Below are 23,414 nucleotides of genomic sequence, written 5' to 3' on the forward strand. Positions count from 1 at the left end.
GTAACTCCTTAAGGCAACCCGGCCATTGGGTCCTACGTTCTTGTATGCATGGTTGTGAACCAGGAGGACCCGATGGATGTCCGCAGTCCCAGCCCCAACCTCTACAACGAGGACCTTGCCCCTGCCAAGGACCGCCGCTGGGGCCCTTTCTCGATCTTCAACGTCTGGACCTCCGACGTGCACAGCCTTTGGGGTTACTACCTCGCGGCAAGCCTGTTCTTGCTGTGCGGCAGCTTCACCAATTTCCTGATCGCCATTGGGCTGTCGTCGCTGGTGATCTTCTTCCTGATGAATCTCATCGGCTACGCCGGCGAGAAGACCGGCGTGCCGTATCCGGTGCTGGCGCGAGCCAGCTTCGGTGTCTGGGGCGCCAACCTGGCCGCTCTCGTGCGCGCCGTGGTCGCCTGTTTCTGGTACGGGGCGCAGACGGCCGCGGCCTCTGGCGCGCTGGTGGCGCTGCTGGTGCGCAACGACTCGATGCTGGCCTTCCACCGTGACGTGCAGGTCCTCGGGCACTCCGGCCTGGAGTTCGCCTGCTACGTGCTGGTCTGGGCACTGCAGCTGCTGATCATCCAAAGAGGCATGGAAACCGTGCGCAGGTTCCAGGACTGGGCCGGCCCGGCGGTGTGGATCGCCATGCTGGTGCTGGCCGTGGGGCTGGTCGTCAAGGCTGGCGGCTTCAGTTTCGACCACGGCATCCCGATGGCCGTGCTGCTGGACAAGACCAAGGATGCCGGCGTCGCCGGCGAGCCGGGCTCGTTCTGGGCGCTGATGGCCGTGGGCGCCACCTGGATCACCTACTTCGCCGCCCTGTACCTCAACTTCTGCGACTTCTCGCGCTATGCCAAGGACAAGGCCGCGGTGCGCACCGGCAACCTCTGGGGTCTGCCGGTCAACCTGATCGCCTTCTCTCTGGTGGCCGGTGTGACGACGATCGCGGCCTTCCAGGTCTACGGCGAAGTCCTGCTGCATCCCGAGCAGATCTCGGCCAAGTTCGACAGCTGGGTGCTCGCCGGCATCGCGGCGCTGACCTTCATGGTGGCCACGCTGGGCATCAACGTGGTGGCCAACTTCGTCTCCGCGGCCTTCGACATCAGCAACGTCTTCCCCCGGCGCATCAATTTCAAGAGGGGTGGCTACATCGCTGCGGCGATTGCCCTTGTGCTCTACCCCTTTGCTCCCTGGGAGGGCGGTGCGGCGCGTTTCGTCAACGCCATCGGTGCCACCATGGGTCCGCTGCTGGGCGTGATCCTGGTTGACTACTACCTGGTAGCCAAGGGCAACATCGACGTGCCGGCCTTGTACGACGAGAACGGTCGATATCGCTACGAGGGCGGCTGGAACATCAACGCCCTGGTCGCCACCGGCGTGGGCGCCGTGTTCTCCACGTTGCTGCCCACCTTCACGACGCTGCTGCCGGCCTGGTGGGGCACCTATGGCTGGTTCTTTGGCGTGCTCATCGGTGGCGGCATGTACTGGCTGCTGGCCACGTTGCGTCCGGCCCGCTCGGGTGCGGGCTTTGCGCCCACGGCCTGACGCCTGGCCTTGCCTTGTCGGCAGCCTCCGCGCCGTCTGCGCCATGTCTGTGCCTGCCATGGTCGGCAAGGGCGAGATCACCCAACGCGTCGTGCAATCCATCCTGGCCCGGCAGATCCGGCCGGGCGAGCGACTGGGGGAGCACGAGCTGGCCCAGCTGTTCGGTGTCAGCCGCACGCTGGTTCGCGAAGCGCTGATGCAGCTGCAGGCGCGCGGCTTCGTGGCCGTGCGCCCGCGCGTGGGCTGGTACGTCGTGGAGCCGTCGTTCGCGGAGGCGCGCGAAACCTATGCCGCGCGCCGCGTGATCGAGCCCGGCATGCTGCGTGATGCCGGCCGGCCACTGCAGAGCGCCGTCATCAGCCGCCTGCGCCAGCATGTGGCCGAGGAACGCAATGCCATCGCGCACCGTGATGCCGCCACACGCAGCGTGGCACTGGCGGATTTTCACGTCTGCCTGGCCGAATGCCTTGGCAACCGCTTTCTCACCAGCGTCATGGTCGACCTTTCGGCGCGCACCACGCTCGTTTCGGCGCTGTACCAGTCTCAGACCGAGGCGCAGGACAGCAACGACGACCACGCCGCCATCGTCGAGGCCCTGGCCACCGGCGACCACGTGCGGGCAGAGGCGCTGATGCGCGCCCATATCGACACCCTTGCCGCGCGGCTCGACGAAAGCCTGGCCCACAGCGCGCGGGCGCAGGACCGCCTGCGCTCGGCACTGGCGCCCGACAACGCCACCAAGGCGGCGCGGCATCCAGGCAAGGGCCGAAAGTCTGCCGCGACCTCAACCTGAGCACCGGGCACAGAGGCCTGCACCGATGCGCAGGCTTGTCTCACATGTACAGCACGACCAGGTCGTTGATGACCGAGGGCCGGTCGTGGCCGACGATGTGGGTGTGGATCTCCAGCGTGAGCTGCACGCCGCTCTTGACCTGCTGCACGGCCTTGACGCGGCTGCGCGCATGGATGCGCGAGCCCGAGGTCACCGGTGCGGGGAAGCGCAGCCGGTCCGAGCCGTAGTTCACCATGTTCGTGTAGCCGACGATCTCCCAGTCCATGGGTATGCGCATGCGGCTGGCGAGCACCTGCACCAGCGCGCCGTGGGCGATGGTCGTGCCGAACGGGCTCTGCGCTCGGGCCTTCACGGGGTCGGTGTGAATCCAGTAGTCGTCACCCGAGAGTTCCGCGAAACGGTCGATGAGCTCCTGGGTGACCTCGACCTCGCTGGACCAGCCGCTGAACGCCTCCGACACGAGGCCCTGCAGACCGGCGAGGTCCTTGACATCGATGCGCCGTGCGGGCGCTGCAGGCTCATTGGCGACAGGCCCGGCCTCGGGTCGCTGCCCGGCCTCGATCACCGACGGGTGCGTGGAATCGGCGCTGGTGTAGCGCAGCAGCGTGACGCTGCCCGGACGCTCGTCGAACACCGGCCGCACGCGCAACCCGGTTTGCAGCCCTTCCGGCTGCACGCCCACCAGCGTGGTGTTCATGCGCGGCCCCTCGTCGAGCTCGACCACGGCCAGCAATTGCGGCATCTCGTCGCCGAACTCGGGCAGCGTGGGCACGCGCGCCGCCGTCCAGGTGTAGAGCGTCCCTTCCCCGGAAACGTCATGCCACGCGAGCTTGTGCGAGCCGCAGGACGGGCAATGTGCGCGCGGGAAGAAGATCCAGTGCTCGCAATCTCCGCACCGTTGCAGGCGCACCCGCCTCTGGCGCAGTCCGTCCCAGTAAGGCTGCGACAGCGGCGTGGGCTGCGGCAAGGGTTTGTTCCATTCCATGTTCACGCTCCCTGCAGGATCAGCGCGCCCTGCTCGCTCATGACGCCGCCGGTGCCGGAGACGTAGGCCAGCTCGTGGCGCTTGAGCTGGCGCGCCCCCGCGCGGCCCTGCACCTGGTGCAGCGCCTCGATCACCTGGCTCATGCCCCCGGCGCTGCCGGCCTGGCCGAAGCTCAGTTGCCCGCCGTGGGTGTTCATCGGGAAGTCTCCCTTGAAGGTGAAATCGCGCTCGCGCACGAAGTCCATCCCTCGGCCCTTGTCGCAGAAGCCCGCGTCTTCCAGCGTGAGCAGCACGGTGACGGTGTAGCAGTCGTAGATCTGCGCCATGTGCATGTCCGAGGGCTGCAGCCCGGCCATCGCGAACGCCCGCCGCGATGCCGGGCCGATGGGCGTGGCCAGCATGTCGGCCGCGTAGGTCGGTGACTTGCTTTGCACGTGCTCGCCGCAGCCGATGACGCGTACCGGCCGGTGCTTGCAGCGCTGCGCGATGTCCTCGCGCGTCACGACCACGGCCGCACCCCCGGCCATCGGCATCACGATCTCCAGCATGCGCAGCGGCTCGGCCACCATGCGCGAGGCCAGCACGTCCTCCACCGTGATGAGATGGCCGTGGAAGAACGCCTGCGGGTTCTCGCTGGCGTTGAAGCGCTGCGCCACGGCAACGCGGGCCAGCGCGGCCGCGTCCCAGCCGTACTGCGCGGCATAGCGCTGCGCGATCATGGCGTAGCCGGTGTTCTGCGCCATGTGGCCGTAGGGCAGGTCCATCTCGGCCTCCGGCGCGCCAAAGCGCGTGCTGTGGCCGCCGAAGCGCGAGGCCTTCATGACCTCGGCCGCATGGTCGTCCACGGGCGCCTGCGGCGCCAGCCGCGCGGGGATGACGCACAGCACGGTGCTGCACATTCCCAGCTCGATCGCCGCGGCGGCGCGCCACACCATGCCCACGCTGCTGGCGCCGCCGAGATCGACGACCTCGGCATAGTCGAGCTTCACGCCCAGGTACTCGCCCGCCATCGCCGGCACGAACATGCCGGCCTCGTGGAACTGCGCGCCCGGCAGTACCAGGCCGTCCACGTCCTGCAGCGTCAGGCCCGCATCGGCCAGCGCCTGCGTGCCCAGGTCCGCGACCTGTTCGAGGTGGAACATGCGCGGCGCGCCGGCGTATTTCTGTGGCTTGTATTGCGCGGCACCCACCAGCGCCGCCTGTCCTTTGAGTCCCATCGTGCACTCCAAGTGCTGCGACCCCCAGGGGCCGCTGCCCGGCATTGTGGTGGCACCGCGCGTGCGGCCATCGTCCGTCAGGACTATCCCGGCACGGCCCGCCGCGGCTACTCCTTTCGGACGATGTTGCGTATGGGCGGCTGCGAAGAATGCCCTGCATGCGGCTGCGCGCCGAGACCAGAAGCTTAGGAGACAAACCGTGCGAACCGCCTTGGGCGTTGCCATGGCCGCCGTCATGGCCATGGCCGCCAGCCATGCCTTTTCTCCTCGTCCCACGCCGCCGTTGGCCGCCACGACGCTGCCCGTGCAGCGCATGCACTTCAACACGCTGGTGCACTCCAGCGCCGGCATGGTGGCCGGCGGCGAGCTCGGCACGCTGCTGTACTCCGTTGATGAAGGCCGCAGCTGGCTGCCGGCGCGGGTGTCCGCCCGACGGCAGGCGCTCATCACCCAGGTGCGCTTCGACAAGGATGGCCGCCATGGCCTGGCCGTGGGCCACGAAGGCTGGATTCTGCGCAGCGACGATGGCGGCCTGAGCTGGAGCGAGCTGCACTTCGACGAGGCCCAGGGCGAGCCGCTGATGAGCATTGCCCAACTGCCATCGGGCCGCATCCTGGCCGTGGGCGCCTTTGGCCGCATGCTGCGCTCCGACGACCAGGGCCGCAGCTGGCAGCGCGTGGAACTGCCAGGCGTCGAGGACAAGCATCTCAACGGTATCGTTGGCAACGAAGACGGCACGCGATGGCTCGTGGTCGGCGAGCGCGGCCTGGTGCTGCAGGGCGACGCCCAGGGCGAGCAATGGCAGATGCTCGACCCGTTCTACAACGGTAGCTTCTACAACGCCGTGTCGCTGCCCGGCCAGGAGTGGCTGGTCTACGGCATGCGCGGCCATGTCTTCCGCAGCGACAGCGGCGCAAGGCAATGGCGCCGGGCGGAGCTGCCTGCACCGGCTTCCTTCTTCGGCCATGCGCGCAGCGCCGACGGCCGCCTGGTGCTGGTGGGCCAGGGCGGGCTGCTCGCGGTCAGCAGCGACGAGGGCCAGCGTTTCGCCCTGCAGCGCATCGGCTCGTCCGCCACCCTGACCGACGTCGTGGCGCAGGGTACGCGGCTGTGGCTGGCCGGCGAGGCCGGGCTGCATCCCCACGACAAGCTGGGCATCACGGCCGAACGCGCCGTCAACGGAGATCTGCGGTGAGCCAAGTCCCGTCCTCCCGGCGCATCGACGCCGTCATCGACCGCATCGCCCATGCGCTGCTCGCCTGGCGCCGCGCCATCGCGCTGACCACGGCCATCCTCACGCTGATACTGGGCGCCTCAGCGTTGCGCGTGCACCTGGACCCGGGCTTCAACAAGCTCATCCCGCTGCGCCACGCGTACATGGAGGCCTTTCTCAAGCACGCCGCCACCTTCTCCGGGGCCAACCGGGTGATGGTCGACGTGCGCTGGAAGGGCGAGGGCGACATCTACAACCCCGAGTTTCTCGCCGCGCTGCGCGGCATCACGGACGAGGTGTTCTTCATCCCTGGCGTCAATCGCGGGCAGGTGTTCTCGCTATTCACGCCCAACGTGAAGTACATCGAGATCACCGAGAACGGCTTCGTGGGCGAGGTGGTGATCCCCTCGCGCTTCACCCCTGACGAGAAGGGCCTGGCGCAGGTGCGCTCCAACGTGGCCAAGTCCGGGCAGATCGGCTCGCTGGTGTCCACCGACCTGAGATCCGCCCTGGTGCGCGCGGACCTGCTGGAGACTGATCCCCAGACCGGGCAGCACCTGGACTACGGCGAGGTGGCCCGCAAGCTTGAAGCCATCCGTGCGCGCTTCGAGAGCCGCAACATCGAGATCGGCGTCGTGGGCTTCGCCAAGATCGTCGGCGACGTGATGGACGGGCTGCTCAACGTGGTGGCCTTCTTCGCCATCGCCCTGACGGTCACGGCCGCGCTGCTGTGGACCTATGCCCGCTCTGTCAAGCTCACCTTGCTGGCGCTGGCGGTGGCGCTGCTGCCGGTGGTGTGGCTGCTGGGACTGCTGCCGCTGATGGGCTACGGCATCGATCCGATGTCGGTGCTGGTGCCCTTCCTGATCTTCTCGATCGGCGTGTCGCACGCCGTGCAGATGACCAATGCCTGGAAGCAGGAGGTGCTTGCCGGGCGCCCGCCAGAGTTCGCCGCGCAGGCTGCATTCCGCAAGCTCGCGATACCCGGCACGGTGGCCCTGCTGACCAACGCGCTGGGTTTCATGGTCATCATGCTCATCGACATCCCGATCGTGCACGAGCTCGGCGTCACGGCCTGCCTGGGGGTGCTGCTGATGATCGTGACCAACAAGGTGATGCTGCCCGTGATCCTGTCGCACCTGCGCCTGGAGCCCGCGGCGCTGCGCCAGGGGCAGCCGTTGGACCACGGCGCACCCCGGCACGGCCTCTGGTGGGCGGTGTCGGCGCTGTCGCAGCCGCGGGCGGCGCTGCTGACGCTGCTGGCCGCCCTGCTGCTGCTGGGCGTGGGCACGCACCTGGCGCGAGGGCTGCAGACCGGCGACATCGGCGCCGGCGCCCCGGAGCTGCGCGCCACCTCGCGCTACAACCTCGACAACGACCGCATCCTGCACAGCTACGCGATCGGCATGGACGTGCTTTCCGTCTATGCGGAGGCCGACGGCTCCGAGGAGGCCTGCCTCGACTGGAGCGTGATGAACGCCGTCGAGCGGCTGGACCTGCACATGCGCGGCGTGGACGGCGTGCGCTCGGTCAGCACCGTGGCCGGGCTGGCCAAGCGGGCCGCGGCCGGCAGCAACGAGGGCAATCCGCGCTGGGCCGCGCTGCAGCGCACGCCGGGCGCATTGCGTACCGGCGCCAAGGCGGCCAGCCCGGATCTGGGCCTCAACACCGAGGGTTGCGGCGTCATCCACGTGCAGGTGTTCCTCAAGAACCACGAGGGCGCCACGGTCAAGCATGTCGTGCACGAGCTCCAGGGCTTCATCGCGACCAATGACACGCCCCATGTCAGGTTCCGCCTGGCCGGTGGCAATGCCGGCGTGGCCGCGGCCACCAACGAGGCCGTCGAGCAGGCCGAGGTGCAAATGCTGGCGGCCATTTTCGGCGCCATCGCGCTGCTGTGCTGGCTGAGCTTTCGCAGCTGGCGCGCCGTGCTGTGCATTCTGGTGCCGCTGACGCTGGTGTCGATCCTGTGCAACGCGCTCATGGCGGTGCTCGACATCGGGCTCAAGGTCGCCACGCTGCCCGTGATCGCCCTGGGCGTGGGCGTGGGCGTGGACTACGGCATCTACCTGTTCGAGCGCATGCAGCACGAGATCCAGGGCCGGGGCGCATCGCTGCGCGAGGCCTTCTACGAGGCCATGCGCCAACGCGGCACGGCCGCGGTCTTCACCGCGGTGACGATGTCCATCGGCGTGGGCACCTGGGCCTTCTCGGCGCTGAAGTTCCAGGCCGACATGGGCATCCTGCTGGCGTTCATGTTCCTGGTGAACGCGCTCGGAGCCATCTTCCTGCTGCCGGCCATGGCCTGCTGGCTGTCGGTGGGGCGCAGCACGGCAAGCCGGCACCAGCCGCAGGCGGCATAGCGCACCCCACGCCGCCCACAGGGCCCGCTCCCGCACCATCGGGAGCGGGCTTTGTCGTTTCCAGGCCTTGAAGCGCAATGCCGCGCCCTACCTTGCAGTAAGGCGTCCGCACTGTCCGTGTTTGCCATGACGACTGCCCCCATCACGAGCAGGGGCCAGGTCACCATTCCCGCCAAGTGCGGCAGGCGTTGCAGGTGGAGGCGGGAGACCGCGTGGAGTTCGTGGACGTGCAGCCCGGGCGCTTCGAGATCGTCGCGGCCACCGCCTCCGTGAAATCGCTCAGGGGCGCCTTCGGCCGGCCCGCAAGAGCGGTGTCCATCGACGAGATGAATCAAGCCATCGCCGCGCGCGCGGCAGGCAAGCGGTGATCGAGTGCCACACCAATGCCCTGGTGCGCTCCGTCATGCGGAGCCGACGAAGCTTTGAGACCAGAAGAACACCGTTCGGGCTGAAGCCTTCGACAGGCTCAGCCCGAACGGGTTTTCTTTCAGAGTCAAAGAGGAACTGGAAAATCATGTGGTCCGTGTATCAGCGAGATCCACATGAGTGCGCCCCGCCGGGCGCATGAAAAAGGCCCGCACTCGGCGGGCCTCCAGTCGCACCTTGGAGCGTGCGTCAGAACGCGTACTTCACCACCAGCGAGAGCTGGTCGCGGTCGACGAGCTTGCGCTCGGTTCGCGGGTCCAGCGAGGCGTCGCCCAGGTAGCCCAGATAGCTCAGGCCCACCGACAGGTTGGCGTGGCGCGTGAAGGTGGCGCCGATGCTGTAGCGCGCATCGCCCTGGCCGCCCACGCCGCCGGTGAGGCTGCGGCCCCGGAGCTGGTGCGAGTAGGCGATGGGTACCGACAGGTCCCAGCCCTCGAAGATGCCAGGGTAGCCCAGCGCCAGCGTGGCGCTGGCGGCCAGCGAGTTCCTGGTCTGGAAGAACGGATCGTTGCGCGCGGCGAAGCCAAAAGTGGCGGGAAAGGCCTCGGCGCCCGGCGCCTGGCGCGCCTCGATGCTGCCCACCCGCACGGCGGCGATCTCGGCCAGCAGCAGTGCCGAGTCCGCCAGCGCGCTGCGCCCGAGGTTGGCGGTGGCGTTGAGGTTGAGCTGCGTGATGTTGGCCCGCGTCGGATTGGCCATGGTCGCCCCCGTGGCCGGGTTGACCAGCGTGTTGACCAGCACCGGTGCGCCGCGCTTGTGCGAGAGCTCGCCTGCCATCGCCACGGCGCCGAAGGTGGTGCTGAAGGTGGCGCCGATGAGCTTGACGTCGTCGAAGTAGCGGATGCGGTACGAGCCGTTGCCGATCTGCGTGATGCCGCCGAACGCCGCCTGCAGTGCGGGCGGGATGGCCGTGCCGGCCGTGAAGGCGTTGATTTCGGGCAGCGGCGTGCGGTCGTGGTAATTCAGGTAGTACAGGCCCAGCTCGGTCTCGTCAGTGATGCGGTAGCGCGTGCCGATGCCCCACTGGCCCGTGCGGCCCGGGCGAATGTCGTCCCCGCGCACGCCAAAGGAGCAACCGTTGAAGCCTGCAAAGCCCGCGGCCGGTACCGCGGGGATCGCGGTGAACGGACCCAGGCAGCGACCGCCCGGCCCCACGCCGTCGGAACTGTTGAGGAACGAGCCCGGTGCGGGAGCAATGGTCTCGTGGAAGTTGAACTGTGCATGCCCCAGCAGCGACCAGCGCGGGCTCATCTCCAGCGTCGCGGAGATCTGGTCCTCGGGCAGGAGCTGGTCCTTGGTCTCGGTGCCCGGGATGCCGGTCTTGGTGCCGTCGGCCGGCCCCTGCGCCAGGGAGATGCTGGGGAAGAACAGCGCCTCGCCCCAGGACACCACGTGCCGGCCCAGGCGCACCGTGGCGCGGCTTTCGCCCACGTTGAACGAGGTGTAGCCGTAGGCGTCGAGCACGCGCGAGTAGCCGCCGTGGTAGCGCCGCGCCGCGGGCGTGAACTCGTTGAAGGGCGCGGGCTTGTTGATGCGGCTGGGGTTGGACGGCGACGGGTCGGCATCGTTGCTGCGGTGGTAGACGTCGTCGTAGAAGGTGCTGGCCGAGAACACCAAGCCGTTGTCGCCCTTGGACAGCTTGGTGTCCAGCAGCAGCGCCAGCCGGTTGGCCGTGAGCGCATGCTTGGCGAAGTTGCTGTTGCCGTCGTTGCCGCCGCTGTTGAGCGGCCCGACCAGCAGCGCGTCGGGCGACTTCATGCGCTGCCCCAGCGTGTAGGTCGCGCCCAGCCGCCAGTCCAGGTTGAGTCCGTCGCCGAAGTCGATGGTCTCGCCTGCGAGCGCCGGACCCGCCAGGGCCTGCAGCGCCAGGGCCACGGCACCGAGCTTGTGGTGCTTGTTCATTGGAATGTGTCCCTCGTGGTGCACGTTCAGTTGCCCGCGGTGCGCGCGGCCTCGGGCGTGAACATCGCGGGCGTGAGGTTGCCCTTGTTGAGCACCGGCCCCAGCTTGGCTTCCTGGAACAGGTTGTAGGCGATGTAGCCGCCGGAGTTCAGGTCGAAGTAGAACGACGTGCCCGCGTGCCATGCGTTGATGTCGGGGCTGTAGTAGTAGTTGATGAACGCGTGCTGCCACAGCGTGCCGCGGGCGTCATAGAAGTCCGACATCACCGCCTGCCCCGTGTCCTCGTCGAGGAACAGCACGCGCTTGCCGAACATGTGGCGGAAGCCCTCCTTGAGCGTGCCTTCCACCACCCACACGCGGCGCAGCTCGTAGCGCAGGTACTCGGGGTTGGGATGAGCGGGCTTGATGAGGTCGGCGTACTTCACCGTGTTGGCATGGATGCGGTAGGCGTTGGCCGGGATGAACATCTCGCGCTTGCCCACCAGCTTCCAGTCGTAGCGCTCGGGCGAGCCGTTGAAGAGGCGGTCCGCATCGATGGTGAGCTTGCCGCTGGTGCCGTTGAGCGGCTGGTCAAAGCCGTACTCCGGGAGCTGGCGCACGCGCCGCGTGCCGGGGTCGTAGTTCCAGGCCAGGCGCTTGTTGGTGGCGAAGTTCAGCGGCTCGGCCGAAACGTTGACGTTGCCCTTCTCGCGCTCGGGCAGCAGCACGGCGTTGCGGCTGTAGGCCATCACGCCCTCCATGGGCTTGCCGCGCTGCGCCGGGTCGTTGGTGTTGTCGAGGTTGTTGTTGGTCGCGCGCCCCCAGGTGATGGCACCACCGGGCAGCACGTTGGCGAAGTCGCGCGTGATCGACTCGTTGAAGGCACGCGAGGGCAGCAGGCTGTTGTAGAGCGCCTCGATGCCGCTCTTGGGAATCGGGAACGGCAGCGCCCCCTTGTAGGCCTTGACGGCCAGCCCGTTGTGCGTGACCTCCGCCTCCAGCGCGTTCTTGCGCGCGATCTCGCACACCGCGTCCGGATAGCGGAAATCGCGCCGGCCGGGGTAGACCGGGATGCGGTACGTCTTGGGCAGCTTGGCAAACAGGACCTTCTGTCCCTCGGACAGTTGTGCGGCGTACTGCTCCAGGTTTTCCGCCGTGATGGAGAAGAGCGGCTTGTCGTCGGGATAGGGATCGACGGGATGCTGCCCGACATGAGGCGTGTACTTCAGGCCCGGCGGCGTGCCCTGCCACTTGCCCGAGAACTCGGGAATGGTGCCGTCCTTGTTGCCCGCCTTCTCCGCGCCCACGCAGGTCAGGTCCTTGCCCAGTCGCTCGGCCTCGGCGGCACCGACCTTGGCAGCTGCGCTTCCCGCTGCCAGCAGCCCCGCGGCCACCACGGCCATGGAAAAGCTCATCTTCATCACTGTCTCCTCGTCTGGAATCAAGACCGCATCGGCATGCCCATGCAAGGCTCCCGACGAGGAAATTCTTCGGCGCTGCAGGCACTTTTCCATCGTCCGATGGGACTACGCGCTCATTTCGCATACCGCCTGCCGTACAAGCAAAAATCGCCATGCCCGCGTCGACGCGGGCATGGCGACTCTTGTGCTGGCTCGATTCGGCTTGACGCTGGAGTTGCCTGATCAACCTATCGAGGAACAGACCCTTGCGTTGGCCGGCAGAGGGTCCTCGCCTACCTGGAACGCATGGTGGAGCTGACGCCGCACCTGAGCGAGCCGCCTGCACGCTGAAAAGGCAACAAGGAGAGGGCTGATTGGCGTTGCGCCGCTGGAAGCGGGGCAAGTCCGATCATCGCGCGCTCGCCATGGCAAGCAGGACCCAGAAGGACTGCATGGGCGGCACGTAGGCCTGCGCGGCGCCGGATTGGGCAACCTGAGCTGCAGCTTCCTCTTCCCCATCCCGTGTCCACGTTTCGCCCGTCAACGCCAATCCGGCACACAAGCCCAACGTGAGCATGCAGGCCAGTTTCCTCGTGATCGACATGTTTGCCTCCAACAGCTCATGGCGGTTCGTCGTCGAACCGCTGTCATGTGCTGCCATCACATCACCCGCGTCCGGCAGCCAAATCGGCCAGATGGACTACGGGAGATCACTGAGAAACCGAACGTACCGTCAAGGGCTGCCGGCCCGGCTGCCGATCACGCCGAGCCGTAGAGTTGCCTGAGGGTGGACTTGAGCAGTTTGCCCGCGGGGTTGCGTGGCAGGGGCTCGTCGCGCAGGTGCAGCACCGACGGCACCTTGTAGGCAGCCAGGCGGGACGCGACGTGCTGCTGCAACTCGGCCGGCTGCAGCACCGCACCAGGCTGCAGCGAGACGACGGCCGCGACCGCTTCGCCGGTGCGTTCATCCGGCAACGCGAACACCGCGGCCTCGGCCACGGCCGGGTGCTGCAGCAGGCAGGACTCGACTTCGGCGGAGGCAATCTTCTCGCCATTGCGATTGATCTGGTCCTTGAGGCGGTCAACGATGTGCAGCAGGCCGTCGCCATCCACAAAGCCCACGTCCCCAGTACGCAGCCAGCCGTCGCGCAGCGCCCGAGCCGTGGCCTCGTCGTCGCCCCAGTAGCGCTGCATCAGCGTGACGGCACGCAGGCAGACCTCGCCGCGCTGGCCCGGCGGCAATGGCGTGCCGTCGAGGTCGTCGATCCGCACTTCGACGATCGGCGTGGGCAGCCCGGCGCTCGTCGGGTGCTGCGCGAACAGCGCGCCCGAGCAGGCCGCGCCGGTGCCGTTGCTCTCGGTGAGGCCGAAGCCCACGCCCGACATCGACTGCGGCAGCCGCGCCAGCACGTCGTCGATCGCGCGCTGCGGCAGGCCGGCGCCGCCGAAGCCCACGCCGCCGAGGCTGCCTGTCCAGGCCGGGTCGCCGAAGCGCGGGTCGGCCAGCAGCTGCATCACCATGGACGGTGCGCCGTTGAACTGCGTGATGCGTTCCTCGCGGATGAGCTCGATGGCCCGCTCGGGGCTCCAGCGGTGCATGAACACGAGGCGGCGCCCGTTGCGCAGCGACGCCAGCAGCTGCGCGTGCAGCCCGCTGACGTGGAAGAGCGGCACCGCGGTCAGCGTGGCCGGCGCGATGCCGCGCTGCAGCAGCGCCGCCACGGCCTGCGGCGAGCTCATGCCCGCCAGCGCGCCGATGTAGTCGATGTTGTGCAGCGCCTGGCACACCGCGCGCTGGCTCGACAGCACGCCCTTGGCCCGGCTGGTGGCGCCGGAGGTGAAGAGGATGAGCGCCGGGTCGTCGGGCGCCGGCGCCACCTGCGGCCGCGGCGGCGCACCGGCCTCCACCAGCGCGGCGAAGCCATGCGCGTCGTCACCGTCCTGTGCGGCATCGACCGAGATGGCCTCGCATCCCAGCACCGACAGCCCGCCGCCGACCCGCTGCAGCCGCTCGTCGTCGGCGAACAGCAGGCGCGGGCGAATTTCGTCCAGCGCGGCGAGCAGTTCCTCGCGCTGGCCGAAGCTGTTGAGCGGCGCCGGCACGGCGCCCAGCAGCGCCACCGCCACGAAGGCCACCGCCCACTCGGGACGGTTGCGCATCGCGATCGCGACGCGCTCGCCCGGCTGCAGGCTCCACTGCGCGTGCAGCCGGCCCGCCAGCGCGTCGGCGGCGGCAAAGAAGCGATCGAAGCTCCAGCGGTCGGCGCCGTAGGCCATGAATTCCTTGGCGCCATGCGCGCGGCCGGCGTCCAGCAGTGCCGGCAAGTGCGGCGGCGCGTGGCGGTAGGCACGCAGCAGACCTGCCCCGGACTCCACCTCCTGCAGCTCGAACGGCGCACCCGGCGCGGTCAGTTTCGCCTGGCAAGCGCGGACCTGGGCCAACAGTTCGGACATCTCGAATCCTTCCTTGTCAAAAGCCGTTGAGCCTGGCCCAACGGTCGCGGTGGAATGCCGCGTCGCCCAGGGTCTGCGACAGCACCCGCATGCGCTTGAGATACAGGCCGAGGTCGAACTCGTCGGTGACGCCGATGCCCCCGTGCATCTGCACCGCCTCGTTGAGCACCAGCTCGCCCAGCTCCGACGCCTTCGCCTTGGCCAGGCTGGCCGCCTGGGCAACGCCGTGCGGCCGCTCGTCGAGCGCTTCCAGCGCCGCAGCCACGCTGCTCTCCAGCAGCTCCAGCCCGACGTACAGCCGGGCCGCGCGGTGCTGCAGCGCCTGGAAGCTGCCGATGGGCACGTCGAACTGCACGCGCTGCTTCAGGTACTCCACGGTCATCTCGAAAGCGGCACGGGCCAACCCCAGCGATTCGGCCGCCAGGCACGCACGCGCCCGGTCCAGCACGGCGTCGAGCAACTGCGCCACATCGGCATGTGCCGACAGGCGAGCCTCCTCACCCAGGCGCACTCCCCGCAGCCTCACCTGGGCGCAGTTGCGGCTGTCGATGCGCGCACGGGGTGCCACGGTGAGGCCGGGCGTGCCGGCCGGCACGATGAAAAAGCCCAGGCCCTCATCGCCGGGCAGCCGGGCCACGACGATCAGCGCGTCGGCGCCGATGCCGTCGAGCACGTCGCGCTTGTCGCCGTCCAGGACCCAGGCACCGGCGTCGCGCACGGCACGGCAGGCGATGGCCTGCGGCGCGTGGCGCGGCTGCTCGTCGAGGGCCAGTGCCAGCCGCGCCGAGCCGTCGAGCAGCCGCGGCAGCCAGGCGGCCCGCTGCGCGGCGCTGCCGGCCTCGTGCAGCAGCGAGGCGCCCAGCACCACCGAGGACAGCAGGGGCAGCGCGGCAAGGTGGCGCCCGCTGTGCTCGAAGACCGCGCCCAGCGCTTTCCAGCCCGCACCCAGCCCACCGGCCTCCTCGGGCAGCGCTGCGGCCGTCCAGCCCATGGCGGCCACCTCGCGCCACAGCGCCTCGTCGAAATGCGGCGCACGGCCCTGGTCGCGCAGACGCCGCTGCGCCGCCACGGGCGAGCGCTCGGCCAGGAAGCTTGCCGCGGCCTCGCGCAGCATCGTCTGTTCTTCGTTCAGCAGCAGGCTCATCAACGTCCCTCCGGCAGGCCCAGCACACGCCGCGCGATCAGGTTCAACTGGATTTCGGAGCTGCCGCCGGCGATGGTGTAGGTCTTGCTCAGCAGCCAGGCGCGCGTCACCTCCACGGCCGCGGTGTCGCAACCCTCGCCGTCCCAGGAGAGCGCATCGCCGCCCATGGCGGCCATCAGCAGCTCGTACTTGGCCACTTCCTGCTCCGTCTGCACCAGCTTCATGATGGAAGCCAGCGCGCCCGTGTCCTGGCGAGCCACCGCCTGCTCGGTGAGGCGGCGGTGCGTCAGCGCGAAGGCCTGCGCGTCCATCATCACGCCGGCCAGCCGCGCGCGCAGCTCCGGCTCGCGCAGCGCGCCGTGCTCGTCGAACAGGAAGGGGCGCGCCACCGCCAGCGGGTCGTGTGAAGGCGCCCCGCCCTCGGTGAACTTGCCCATCGCCGCGCGCTCGTGCTGCAGCAGCTTCTTGGCGACCGTCCAGCCGTCGTTGAGCGCGCCCACGAGCTGGCGCCGGGGAACCCGCACGTTGTCGAAGAACACCTCGCAGAAGCTGGACTTTCCACTGATGAGCTCGATGGGCTTGACGCTGACGCCCGGGCTCCTCATGTCGATGAGCACGAAGCTGATGCCCTGCTGCTTGCGCGCGCCGGGGTCGGTGCGCACCAGCGCGTACATCCAGTCGGCGCGGTCACCGTAGCTGGTCCAGATCTTGGCGCCGTTGACGATGAAATCGTCGCCGTCCACCTCGGCGCGGGTACGCAGGCTGGCCAGGTCGGAGCCGGCGTTGGGCTCGCTGAAGCCCTGGCACCAGCGGCAGCGTCCCTCGGCCATCGGGACGAGGTGCTCCTTCTTCTGCTCGTGCGTGCCCAGCTCCAGCAGCACGGGCGCCAGCATCCACATGCCCAGGTTGTACTGGGGCTGCCGGCAGCCCAGGCGGCGCATCTCCGACTCCAGCACCCGCATCTGCTGCGGCGACAGCCCGCCGCCGCCGTACTCGCGCGGCCAGTCCGGCGCGAGCCAGCGCTTCTCGCGCATGCGCTCGAACCACAGGCGCTGATCCTCGGTCTTGAATTCGACGCTCGAACCGCCCCACACCATCTCGTCGCCGACGATGGGCGTGCGCATCGACGCCGGACAGTGGACCTCCAGCCATTGCCGTGTCTGGGCACGGAAGGTTTCCAGCTCGCTCATTGCTTGTCTCCTGCGGCTCTTGTTCAGGCCGGCATGCCGAAACGATAAATGCCATCGGGGTCCAGCACCCGCACCAGCTCGCCGGCATGCCGCAGCCACGACAGGTGGGCCGTGGCCTCGCCCAGCGCGAGCATGTCGTCCACCGGGCCGCGCAGGCGCGGGAACAGCGCCAGCATCGCCTCGTGCGCGGTGCAGGCGCCCTGCTCGCGCACCAGGCCGCGCAGCCGGTCGAACTGCCGCTCGTGATGGTCGCGCAGCTCGCGCGTGCGCGCGTGCAGCCCGCGGAACACGCCATGGTGCGAGGGCAGCACCAGCGTGCCGGGAGCAAGCTGCTCCAGCCGCGCCAGCGACTCGAACCACAGCTGCAGCGGATCGGCATCGGGCTCGGTGTCGGTGACCAGCACGTTGGAGCTGATGCGCGGCAACAGCTGGTCGCCGGCCAGCAGGATGCGGTCCTCGGCGCTGTAGAGGCAGGCATGCTCGGGCGAATGGCCTTCGCCGATCACCACGCGCCAGCGCCGCGTGCCGATGTCCAGGACGCCGCCGGCGCGCAGGCGGCGGAACGCGCCCGGCATCGGCGGCATGAAGGGATCGCGGCGCAGCCCGGCGAACATGCGTTCCACCCGTTCGGCCGGCATGCCCGAGCGCTGGTAGAACGACTGGCGCGCCGCCGGCAGCGGTTCGAGAGGCCGCGACGCATGCGCGTGCATCGTGTAGTACTCGCCGTGCGTCATGTACAGCGGTACGCCGTGGCGCTCGGTCAGCCAGTGCGCCAGGCCCGCATGGTCATAGTGCCAATGCGTGCACACCAGCGCCTGCACCGGCAGGCCATCGAGGTGGTGGCGCTCGATGTGCTCCCACAGCGCGCGGGTGGTGTCGCTGTTGAGCCCGGTGTCCACCAGCGTCCAGCCCTGCGGCGCGCGCAGCAGGTAGACGTTGACGTGGTCCAGCCCCATGGGCATGGGCATGCGGGCCCACAGGACGCCCGGCGCCACCTCGACCACCGAGCCGTCCGGTGCCGGTGCTTCCACCGGGTACTCCAGCGGCGCGGCGGGGCGGGGGCGAGGAGGAAGGGTCTGGACCTCAGACATGGAGCTGGCGCGCGAGCGCGTCGGGCGTGAAGGGAACGTAGCGGCCCGCGGCGTCGTCGCGCACGTACAGCGGGTCCTTCACCAGGACGGTATCGAAGCCCTCGCGCTGCAGGTCCACCTTGCGCAGCTTGTAGTTGCCCGTCATGTCGGCCGCGGCGGGCAGGCGCACGAACAGCGGCCGCGCGTAGCGGGGCAGCCGCTGCGCGGCAAAGGCCCAGAAGGCGGCCGGGTCGAACTCGTGGCCCGGCTGCATCACCACCGCCGCCATGCCGGCGCGGCCCTCGTGGCCCGGCACCTTCACGCCGTAGATCGTGAGGGCCTCCATGCCCGGGAAGTCGCCGAGCTGGTCGGTGACCTCGGCCGTGGACACGTTCTCGCTGTTCCAGCGGTAGGTGTCACCGATGCGGTCCACGAACCAGCAGTAGCCGTCGGCGTCGCAGCGCAGCAAGTCGCCCGAGGCCCACCAGGCATCGCCCTTGCGGAAGACGTCGCGCAGGATCTTGCGCTCGGTGGCCTCGGCCGAGGTGTAACCCTCGAAGCGGCCGGCCGTCTGGTCCGGCAGGTCCAGGATCATGCCGATGGCCTCGCCGGGCTCGTCCACGCCGGCGAGCTGCAGGAGGCCGTCCGGGCCGCGCACGTGCGTCTCGGTTTCCGGATCGAAGCGCACGATGCGCAGGTTGGTCTTCTCCCAGAACGGCACCCGGCCGCAGCTGCCCACGCGGTTGTCGAGGTTGATGAGGTTGGTGTTGGACTCGGTGGAGCCCCAGCCCTCGTAGATCTGCATCGGCCCGAAGCGGCTCACCCACTGCTCCCAGATCTCGCGTGCCAGGCCCGCGCCGATCATGCGGCGCAGCGAGTGGTCGCGGTCATCACCGTGCGGCGCCTCGCTGAGCAGGAAGCGGCAGATCTCGCCCACGTACTGGCAGGTGGTGACGCCGTGGCGGCGCACGTCGCTCCAGAACTCGCGCCGGCTGAACTTGCGCCGCAGCAGCATCGACGCCCCCCGCGCGATGGCGGTGCTGGCCGCCGACAGCGACGCCGCGCCGTGGTAGAGCGGCAGGAAGACGTAGAAGCAGTCCTGCGGCTCCACATCCATCGTCACGGCCATCACGTCGCCCGTGATGAGCCAGCGTGCATGGCTGATGCGCGCGGCCTTGGGCAGCCCGGTGGTGCCCGACGTGAAGATGTAGATGGCCGGCTGTTCGGCCACGAGCCCGGCACGCCAGTGCGCCGGCGGATCGGTATCGGGCGCGTCCGCCACCGAGGCGGCCAGGTCCAGCGTGCAGCGCCGGCTCTGCGCGGCCGGGGCCGGCCGCTCCGGGTCGCCCCACAGCCACAGGTCGAGCCCGGTCAGCCCTTCGAAAAGCCCCAGGCACTCCTCGCCCACGATGACGCGCGTGGCGGCGGTCACTTCCAGCGCATTGGCCAGGGGCCGCCCGCCAACATGCGTGTTGAGGAAGGCCGCCACGGCCCCGATTTTGGCCAGGGCCAGCCAGGCATAGAAGAAGGCCGGCCGGTTCTCGATGCAGATCGCCACGACCTCGCCCCGGCGCACACCGTGCGCGTGGAGCGCGTGCGCGGCCCGGTTGACGCGCCGGTTGAGCTCGGCGTAGTCCAGGCGCTCGTCGCCGTAGAGCAACGCCGTGCGCGGGCCGTGCTCGCGCACGGCCGCCTCCAGGCGCTCGGCAATGCCTTCGGTCTGCGAGGCTCGGTGCCGCGCGGCCGCCGCGTTGCGGCGGTCGAGCTTGGCCTGCGTCACCTCGCGCGGCACCACGGAATCGGTCAGGGAAGATGGACTCATGGTCAGCGCACGGGCCGCGGCAGGCCCATTCCGAATTGCGCGATCAGCTCGCGCTGGATTTCGTTGGTCCCGCCGCCGAAGGTGTTGACGGTGGCGGCGCGGATTTCGTACTCCAGCTCGCCCATGAGGTAGGCGGCGCTGCTGCCGCCGCGCACCAGCGCGCTGGAGCCGACGATGTCCTGCAGGCTGCGCAGGATCTCCAGCACGCTCTCGCTGCCGTAGACCTTGGTGGCCGAGGCCAGCGCCACGTCCATCTCGCCGGCTTCCAGGGCCGCGGCGATGCGGAAGTTGGTGACGCGCATGGCTTCGAGCCGCGCGTAGCACTCGGCGAAGGCACGCCGCACCCAGGGCGCGTCGATCGCGCGGCGGCCCTGCTCGTCACGCGCCTTGGCCCACAGCAGCACCTTGCGGAACGGGCCGAACACCCGGTCGGCCCAGGCGCCCAGCCCCAGCCGCTCGTGGTTGAGCTGCGCGGTGACGAGCTTCCAGCCGCCGTGCAGCTCGCCCACCAGCCTGTCGGCGGGCACCTCCACGTTGTCGTAGTAGGTGGCCGCAGTCATGTTGCCCACCGTCTCGATGACCGTGTGCGAGAAGCCGTGGGCCTGCGTGTCCACGATCAGGATCGAGATGCCCTTGTGGCGTGGCAGCTCGGTGCTGGTGCGCGCGGCCAGCCACAGGAAGTCGGCGCCCTCGGCGCCCGAGGTCCAGAGCTTGTTGCCGTTGACCACGAAACGGCCCGAGGGCAGCTCGCCTTCCAGGCGCGCCTGGGTCTTGAGCGCGGCCAGGTCCGAGCCGGCGCCGGGTTCGGAGTAGGCGATGGCGAAGACGATCTCCCCGGCGGCGATGCCCGGCAGGAAACGGGCCTTCTGGGCCGCGCTGCCGTGCTCCATCAGCGCCGGGCCCACCGTGCTGATGGTGACGAAGGGCAGCGGCGCCCCGGCGATGTTGGCCTCCTCGAAGAAGATCAGCTGCTCGGTGGCGGCGTAGCCCTGGCCGCCGTGCTCCTTGGGCCAGCCCACGGCCAGCCAGCCATCACGTCCCATCTGGCGGATGACGCCGCGGAACTCCTCCCCGGCCTCGGCGCCGCGCAGCCTCGCGCGCAGCTCGGGCGTCATGAGCTTGTTGAAGTAGCTGCGCACCTTCAGGCGCAGCCGGTGCTGCTCGGGCGTGAGATCGACGAACATGCTCACTCACTCCTTCCCGAGGATCAGGCCGCTGGTGGGCACGCCGGTGCCGGCCGTGACCAGCACGTTGCGCACGTCCGCGACCTGGTTGGTGGCGCTTCCGCGCACCTGGCGCACGGCCTCGGCCACGCCGTTCATGCCGTGGATGTAGGCCTCGCCCAGCTGCCCCCCGTGCGTGTTGACCGGCAGCAGCCCGCCGCGGGCATGGTGGCCCGCGCGCACGAAGTCCTTGGCTTCGCCCCGCGGGCAGAAGCCGAACTCCTCCAGCTGCGGCAGCACGAAGGGCGTGAAGTGGTCGTAGATCACGGCCGTCTGCACGTCGGCCGGGCGCAGCCCGCTCTGCTGCCACAGCTGCCGCGCCACCAGCCCCATCTCGGGCAGGCCGGTGATGTCGTCGCGGTAGAAGGAGGTCATGCTCTGCTGCCCCTCGCTGATGCCCTGGGCCGCGCCCTTGACCAGCACCAGCGGCTGCCTGAGGTCGCGTGCGCGCTCGGCGGAGGTGATCACCATCGCCACCGCGCCGTCGCTCTCCTGGCAGCAGTCGAGCAGGTGCAGCGGCTCGGCGATCCAGCGGCTCTTCTGGTGGTCCTCCAGCGTGATCGGCTTGCCGTGGAAGAAGGCCGCCGGGTTGGTGGCCGCGAAGTCGCGCGCGGCCACGGCGACGCGGCCGAAGTCCTCGCTGGTGGCACCCCAGCGGTGCATGTAGCGCCGCGCGAACATCGCCACCCATGCCGCCGGCGTGTGGAAGCCGCTGGGCATGTACCAGCCGTAGTTGACGTTGTCGAACACCGGCGCCGAGCCGAAGCCGTAACTGCCCGAGCCAAAGCGGTACCAGCTGCGCTCGTTCATGGCCCGGTAGACGACCACGGTGCGGGCCACGCCGCTGGCCACGGCCATGGCCGCGTGCATGACCGGCGCGCAGGCCGCGCCGCCGCCGTGCGGGATCTGCGAGAAGAACTTGACGTCGGTGGCCCCGAGCAGCCGCGCGATCTCGTAGTCGGGCACCTTGTCCATGGTGTACGAGCAGAAGCCGTCCACCTCCTTCGGGTCGATGCCCGCGTCGGCCAGCGCGGCGAGCGTGGCCTCCATCGCCAGGCGCAGCTCGGTGCGGCCGGAGTTCTTGCTGAATTCGGTGGCGCCCAGGCCGGCGATGGCGGCGCGGCCGGAGATGCTGATGTCGCTGGTGCTCATGGCAGGAGGACCCTCACGGTGCCGGTGACGTGCGGGCCCATGGCGTTGGTGCCCTTGAGCGTGACCTCGACGCTGCGGTCCTCTTCCCGCCGGTCGGTGATCGCGCCGCTGAACTTCATCGTGTCGCCGGGGTAGTTGGGCGCCCCGAGCTTGATCTTGAGGCTGGCCAGGCGGCAGTCCGGCCCGGCCCAGTTCTCCACGAAGGCCTCCACCAGCCCGTTGGTGGTGAGGATGTTCATGAAGATGTGCGGCGAGCCCAGCTCGCGCGCGGCGTGCAGGTCGTGGTGGCCGGGGAAGAAGTCGCGCGTGGCGATGGCGCCGCCGGTCACCAGCGCCACGGTGATGGGAATCGAAACCGGCGGCAGTTCGTCGCCGAGCTTCACGCTGTCGAAGGCACGGGTGTTCATGTGGTGGTGTCTTCCGGAAGGTCGTATTTCCAGCCCAGCCGATCGTTTTCGGCGAGCCAGTCGCCCAGGCGCTGCAGGTGCGCGTCACGGCCGCCGATCTCGGCGGACAGCGCGCGGCTCCAGTAGAGGAAGCGGTGGATCGGGTAGGTCACGTCCACGCCCATGCCGCCGTGCAGGTGCTGGCACTTGTGGCCGGCCAAGTGCGCCAGCTCGCAGGCCTGCGCGCGCACGGCCAGCGCCTGCGGCAGCGTGCCCAGGCCGGCATCGAGCCGGTACACCAGCTGCCACAGCGTGCTGCGCAGGGTCTCGATGCCGATGTGGACGTCGGCCATCTGGCCGGCCACGAGCTGGAAGGTGCCGATGGCGCGGCCGAACTGCTGCCGCTCGCTGACGTACTGCACGGTGCGCCGCGCCTGCTCGGCCGACACGCCCAGCTGCAGCGCCGCCAGGCAGGCGATGGCCCGGGGCTCGACCCAGCCATGGGCGGCGGCCTGCAGCACCGCGTCGTCGGGCAGCGCCACGCCGTCGAGCCGCAGGTCCGCGACGCCCAGGTGGTGCTGGCTCAGGCCGCTGCGGCGCTGCACGCCCGGTGCCGAGAGGTCCAGCAGCACGAGCCGCGGCTGTCCGTCGCAGTCGGCGCCCAGCAGCGCGAAGCGCGCGTCGGCGCCCAGCGGCACCGCGTTGACCTCGCCGTCGAGCCGCCATCCGTGCGTGCCGCTGCGCGACAGCGCCAGGCCCGCACCGCGCGGGACCGAGAGTGCGCCCGGAGACAGGGTGAGCATGGCGCTGCCGTCCATGGCCGGCGCCAGCACCTGCGGCACCAGCGCCGGCGCGCCGAAACGCGCCACCGCCGCCGCGGCCAGCTGGTGCTGCCACAGCGGCACCAGCGCCAGCGCACGGCCCTGCGCCTCCAGCACGCCCATGAGCTCGGTCATGCCCAGGCCCAGCCCGCCATGCTCCTCGGGCACCAGCACACCGTGCAGGCCAAGGTCGATGCAGGCGGGCCACAAGGCACGCAGGTGGCTGTCGCCCGAGGTGTCGTGCGCGCGCAGCTGCGCATCGCCGCAATGGTCCTCGAAGAGGGTGCGCGCCGACTCGGCAAAGGCGCGCTGGTCGTCGTTGAGCGAGAAATCCATGG

Annotated in this window: 19 protein-coding genes; 5 read left to right on the forward strand and 14 right to left on the reverse strand. The window is 69.6% G+C overall.

Annotation, left to right across the window (positions count from 1 at the left end):
- Window positions 1-72 precede the first annotated feature (72 nt).
- Together HHL10_RS17050 and HHL10_RS17055 are read left to right on the forward strand one after the other, a co-directional pair.
- Entirely contained in the window at window positions 73-1,536 is a 1,464-nt protein-coding gene (locus tag HHL10_RS17050; protein WP_169161599.1) for an NCS1 family nucleobase:cation symporter-1, read from the forward strand.
- Between the two features lie 43 nt (window positions 1,537-1,579).
- Window positions 1,580-2,329, forward strand: a complete 750-nt coding sequence (locus HHL10_RS17055; protein ID WP_169161600.1) for a GntR family transcriptional regulator — start codon at window positions 1,580-1,582, stop codon at window positions 2,327-2,329.
- 40 nt (window positions 2,330-2,369) lie between these two features.
- Here the strand turns inward: HHL10_RS17055 and HHL10_RS17060 are convergent, their stop codons facing one another.
- Window positions 2,370-3,314 carry a bifunctional OB-fold nucleic acid binding domain-containing protein/MaoC family dehydratase gene (locus HHL10_RS17060; protein ID WP_169161601.1) on the reverse strand — a complete coding sequence of 315 codons (945 nt, stop codon included), beginning with the start codon at window positions 3,312-3,314 and terminating at the stop codon, window positions 2,370-2,372.
- 2 nt (window positions 3,315-3,316) lie between these two features.
- The gene (locus tag HHL10_RS17065) at window positions 3,317-4,531 is read right to left on the reverse strand and encodes a thiolase family protein (RefSeq protein ID WP_169161602.1); all 1,215 of its coding nucleotides are present in this window, start codon (window positions 4,529-4,531) and stop codon (window positions 3,317-3,319) included.
- Window positions 4,532-4,730: 199 nt separating this feature from the next.
- Between HHL10_RS17065 and HHL10_RS17070 the strand changes: the two genes are divergently transcribed.
- From HHL10_RS17070 to HHL10_RS17080, 3 genes are all read left to right on the forward strand, one after another.
- A complete protein-coding gene (locus HHL10_RS17070) occupies window positions 4,731-5,726 on the forward strand; it encodes a WD40/YVTN/BNR-like repeat-containing protein (RefSeq protein WP_169161603.1) in 996 nt (331 codons plus the stop codon).
- On the forward strand, window positions 5,723-8,107 hold the full coding sequence (locus tag HHL10_RS17075) for an efflux RND transporter permease subunit (RefSeq protein WP_310734616.1): 2,385 nt from the start codon (window positions 5,723-5,725) through the stop codon (window positions 8,105-8,107). Before HHL10_RS17070 ends, HHL10_RS17075 begins: the two co-directional genes overlap by 4 nt.
- 194 nt (window positions 8,108-8,301) lie before the next feature.
- Window positions 8,302-8,475 (forward strand): AbrB family transcriptional regulator, encoded by a 174-nt coding sequence (locus tag HHL10_RS17080; protein WP_310734617.1) that lies wholly within the window; start codon window positions 8,302-8,304, stop codon window positions 8,473-8,475.
- Between the two features lie 247 nt (window positions 8,476-8,722).
- Here HHL10_RS17080 and HHL10_RS17085 read toward each other — a convergent pair whose 3' ends face one another.
- The 12 genes from HHL10_RS17085 to HHL10_RS17140 all read right to left on the reverse strand — a co-directional run bounded on the left by HHL10_RS17085 (window position 8,723) and on the right by HHL10_RS17140 (window position 23,412).
- A complete protein-coding gene (locus tag HHL10_RS17085) occupies window positions 8,723-10,435 on the reverse strand; it encodes a DUF1302 domain-containing protein (protein ID WP_169161604.1) in 1,713 nt (570 codons plus the stop codon).
- A 26-nt stretch (window positions 10,436-10,461) separates the two neighbouring features.
- Window positions 10,462-11,835, reverse strand: coding sequence for a DUF1329 domain-containing protein (locus tag HHL10_RS17090; protein ID WP_169161605.1), 1,374 nt, complete (start codon window positions 11,833-11,835; stop codon window positions 10,462-10,464).
- Window positions 11,836-12,223: 388 nt separating this feature from the next.
- On the reverse strand, window positions 12,224-12,475 hold the full coding sequence (locus tag HHL10_RS17095) for a hypothetical protein (RefSeq protein WP_169161606.1): 252 nt from the start codon (window positions 12,473-12,475) through the stop codon (window positions 12,224-12,226).
- A 98-nt stretch (window positions 12,476-12,573) separates the two neighbouring features.
- Window positions 12,574-14,268: a class I adenylate-forming enzyme family protein gene (locus tag HHL10_RS17100; RefSeq protein ID WP_169161607.1), complete on the reverse strand. Its 1,695-nt coding sequence runs from the start codon at window positions 14,266-14,268 to the stop codon at window positions 12,574-12,576.
- Window positions 14,269-14,284: 16 nt separating this feature from the next.
- Window positions 14,285-15,412, reverse strand: coding sequence for an acyl-CoA dehydrogenase family protein (locus tag HHL10_RS17105; RefSeq protein ID WP_169161608.1), 1,128 nt, complete (start codon window positions 15,410-15,412; stop codon window positions 14,285-14,287).
- Entirely contained in the window at window positions 15,412-16,602 is a 1,191-nt protein-coding gene (locus HHL10_RS17110) for an acyl-CoA dehydrogenase family protein (protein WP_169161609.1), read from the reverse strand. Before HHL10_RS17110 ends, HHL10_RS17105 begins: the two co-directional genes overlap by 1 nt.
- 23 nt (window positions 16,603-16,625) lie before the next feature.
- Entirely contained in the window at window positions 16,626-17,633 is a 1,008-nt protein-coding gene (locus tag HHL10_RS17115; RefSeq protein ID WP_310734618.1) for an MBL fold metallo-hydrolase, read from the reverse strand.
- Window positions 17,634-17,685: 52 nt separating this feature from the next.
- Window positions 17,686-19,494 (reverse strand): long-chain-acyl-CoA synthetase, encoded by a 1,809-nt coding sequence (locus HHL10_RS17120; protein ID WP_169161611.1) that lies wholly within the window; start codon window positions 19,492-19,494, stop codon window positions 17,686-17,688.
- A 2-nt stretch (window positions 19,495-19,496) separates the two neighbouring features.
- Window positions 19,497-20,678, reverse strand: a complete 1,182-nt coding sequence (locus HHL10_RS17125) for an acyl-CoA dehydrogenase family protein (protein ID WP_169161612.1) — start codon at window positions 20,676-20,678, stop codon at window positions 19,497-19,499.
- A gap of 6 nt (window positions 20,679-20,684) precedes the next feature.
- A complete protein-coding gene (locus HHL10_RS17130; RefSeq protein WP_169161613.1) occupies window positions 20,685-21,869 on the reverse strand; it encodes a lipid-transfer protein in 1,185 nt (394 codons plus the stop codon).
- Window positions 21,866-22,276, reverse strand: a complete 411-nt coding sequence (locus HHL10_RS17135; RefSeq protein ID WP_169161614.1) for a MaoC family dehydratase — start codon at window positions 22,274-22,276, stop codon at window positions 21,866-21,868. The genes HHL10_RS17130 and HHL10_RS17135 overlap by 4 nt, the downstream gene beginning before the upstream one ends.
- Window positions 22,273-23,412 carry an acyl-CoA dehydrogenase family protein gene (locus HHL10_RS17140; protein WP_169161615.1) on the reverse strand — a complete coding sequence of 380 codons (1,140 nt, stop codon included), beginning with the start codon at window positions 23,410-23,412 and terminating at the stop codon, window positions 22,273-22,275. Before HHL10_RS17140 ends, HHL10_RS17135 begins: the two co-directional genes overlap by 4 nt.
- Window positions 23,413-23,414 lie beyond the last annotated feature (2 nt).

This window comes from Azohydromonas caseinilytica, from assembly GCF_012927045.1.
GTDB classification, from domain to species: Bacteria; Pseudomonadota; Gammaproteobacteria; order Burkholderiales; family Burkholderiaceae_C; genus Azohydromonas; species Azohydromonas caseinilytica.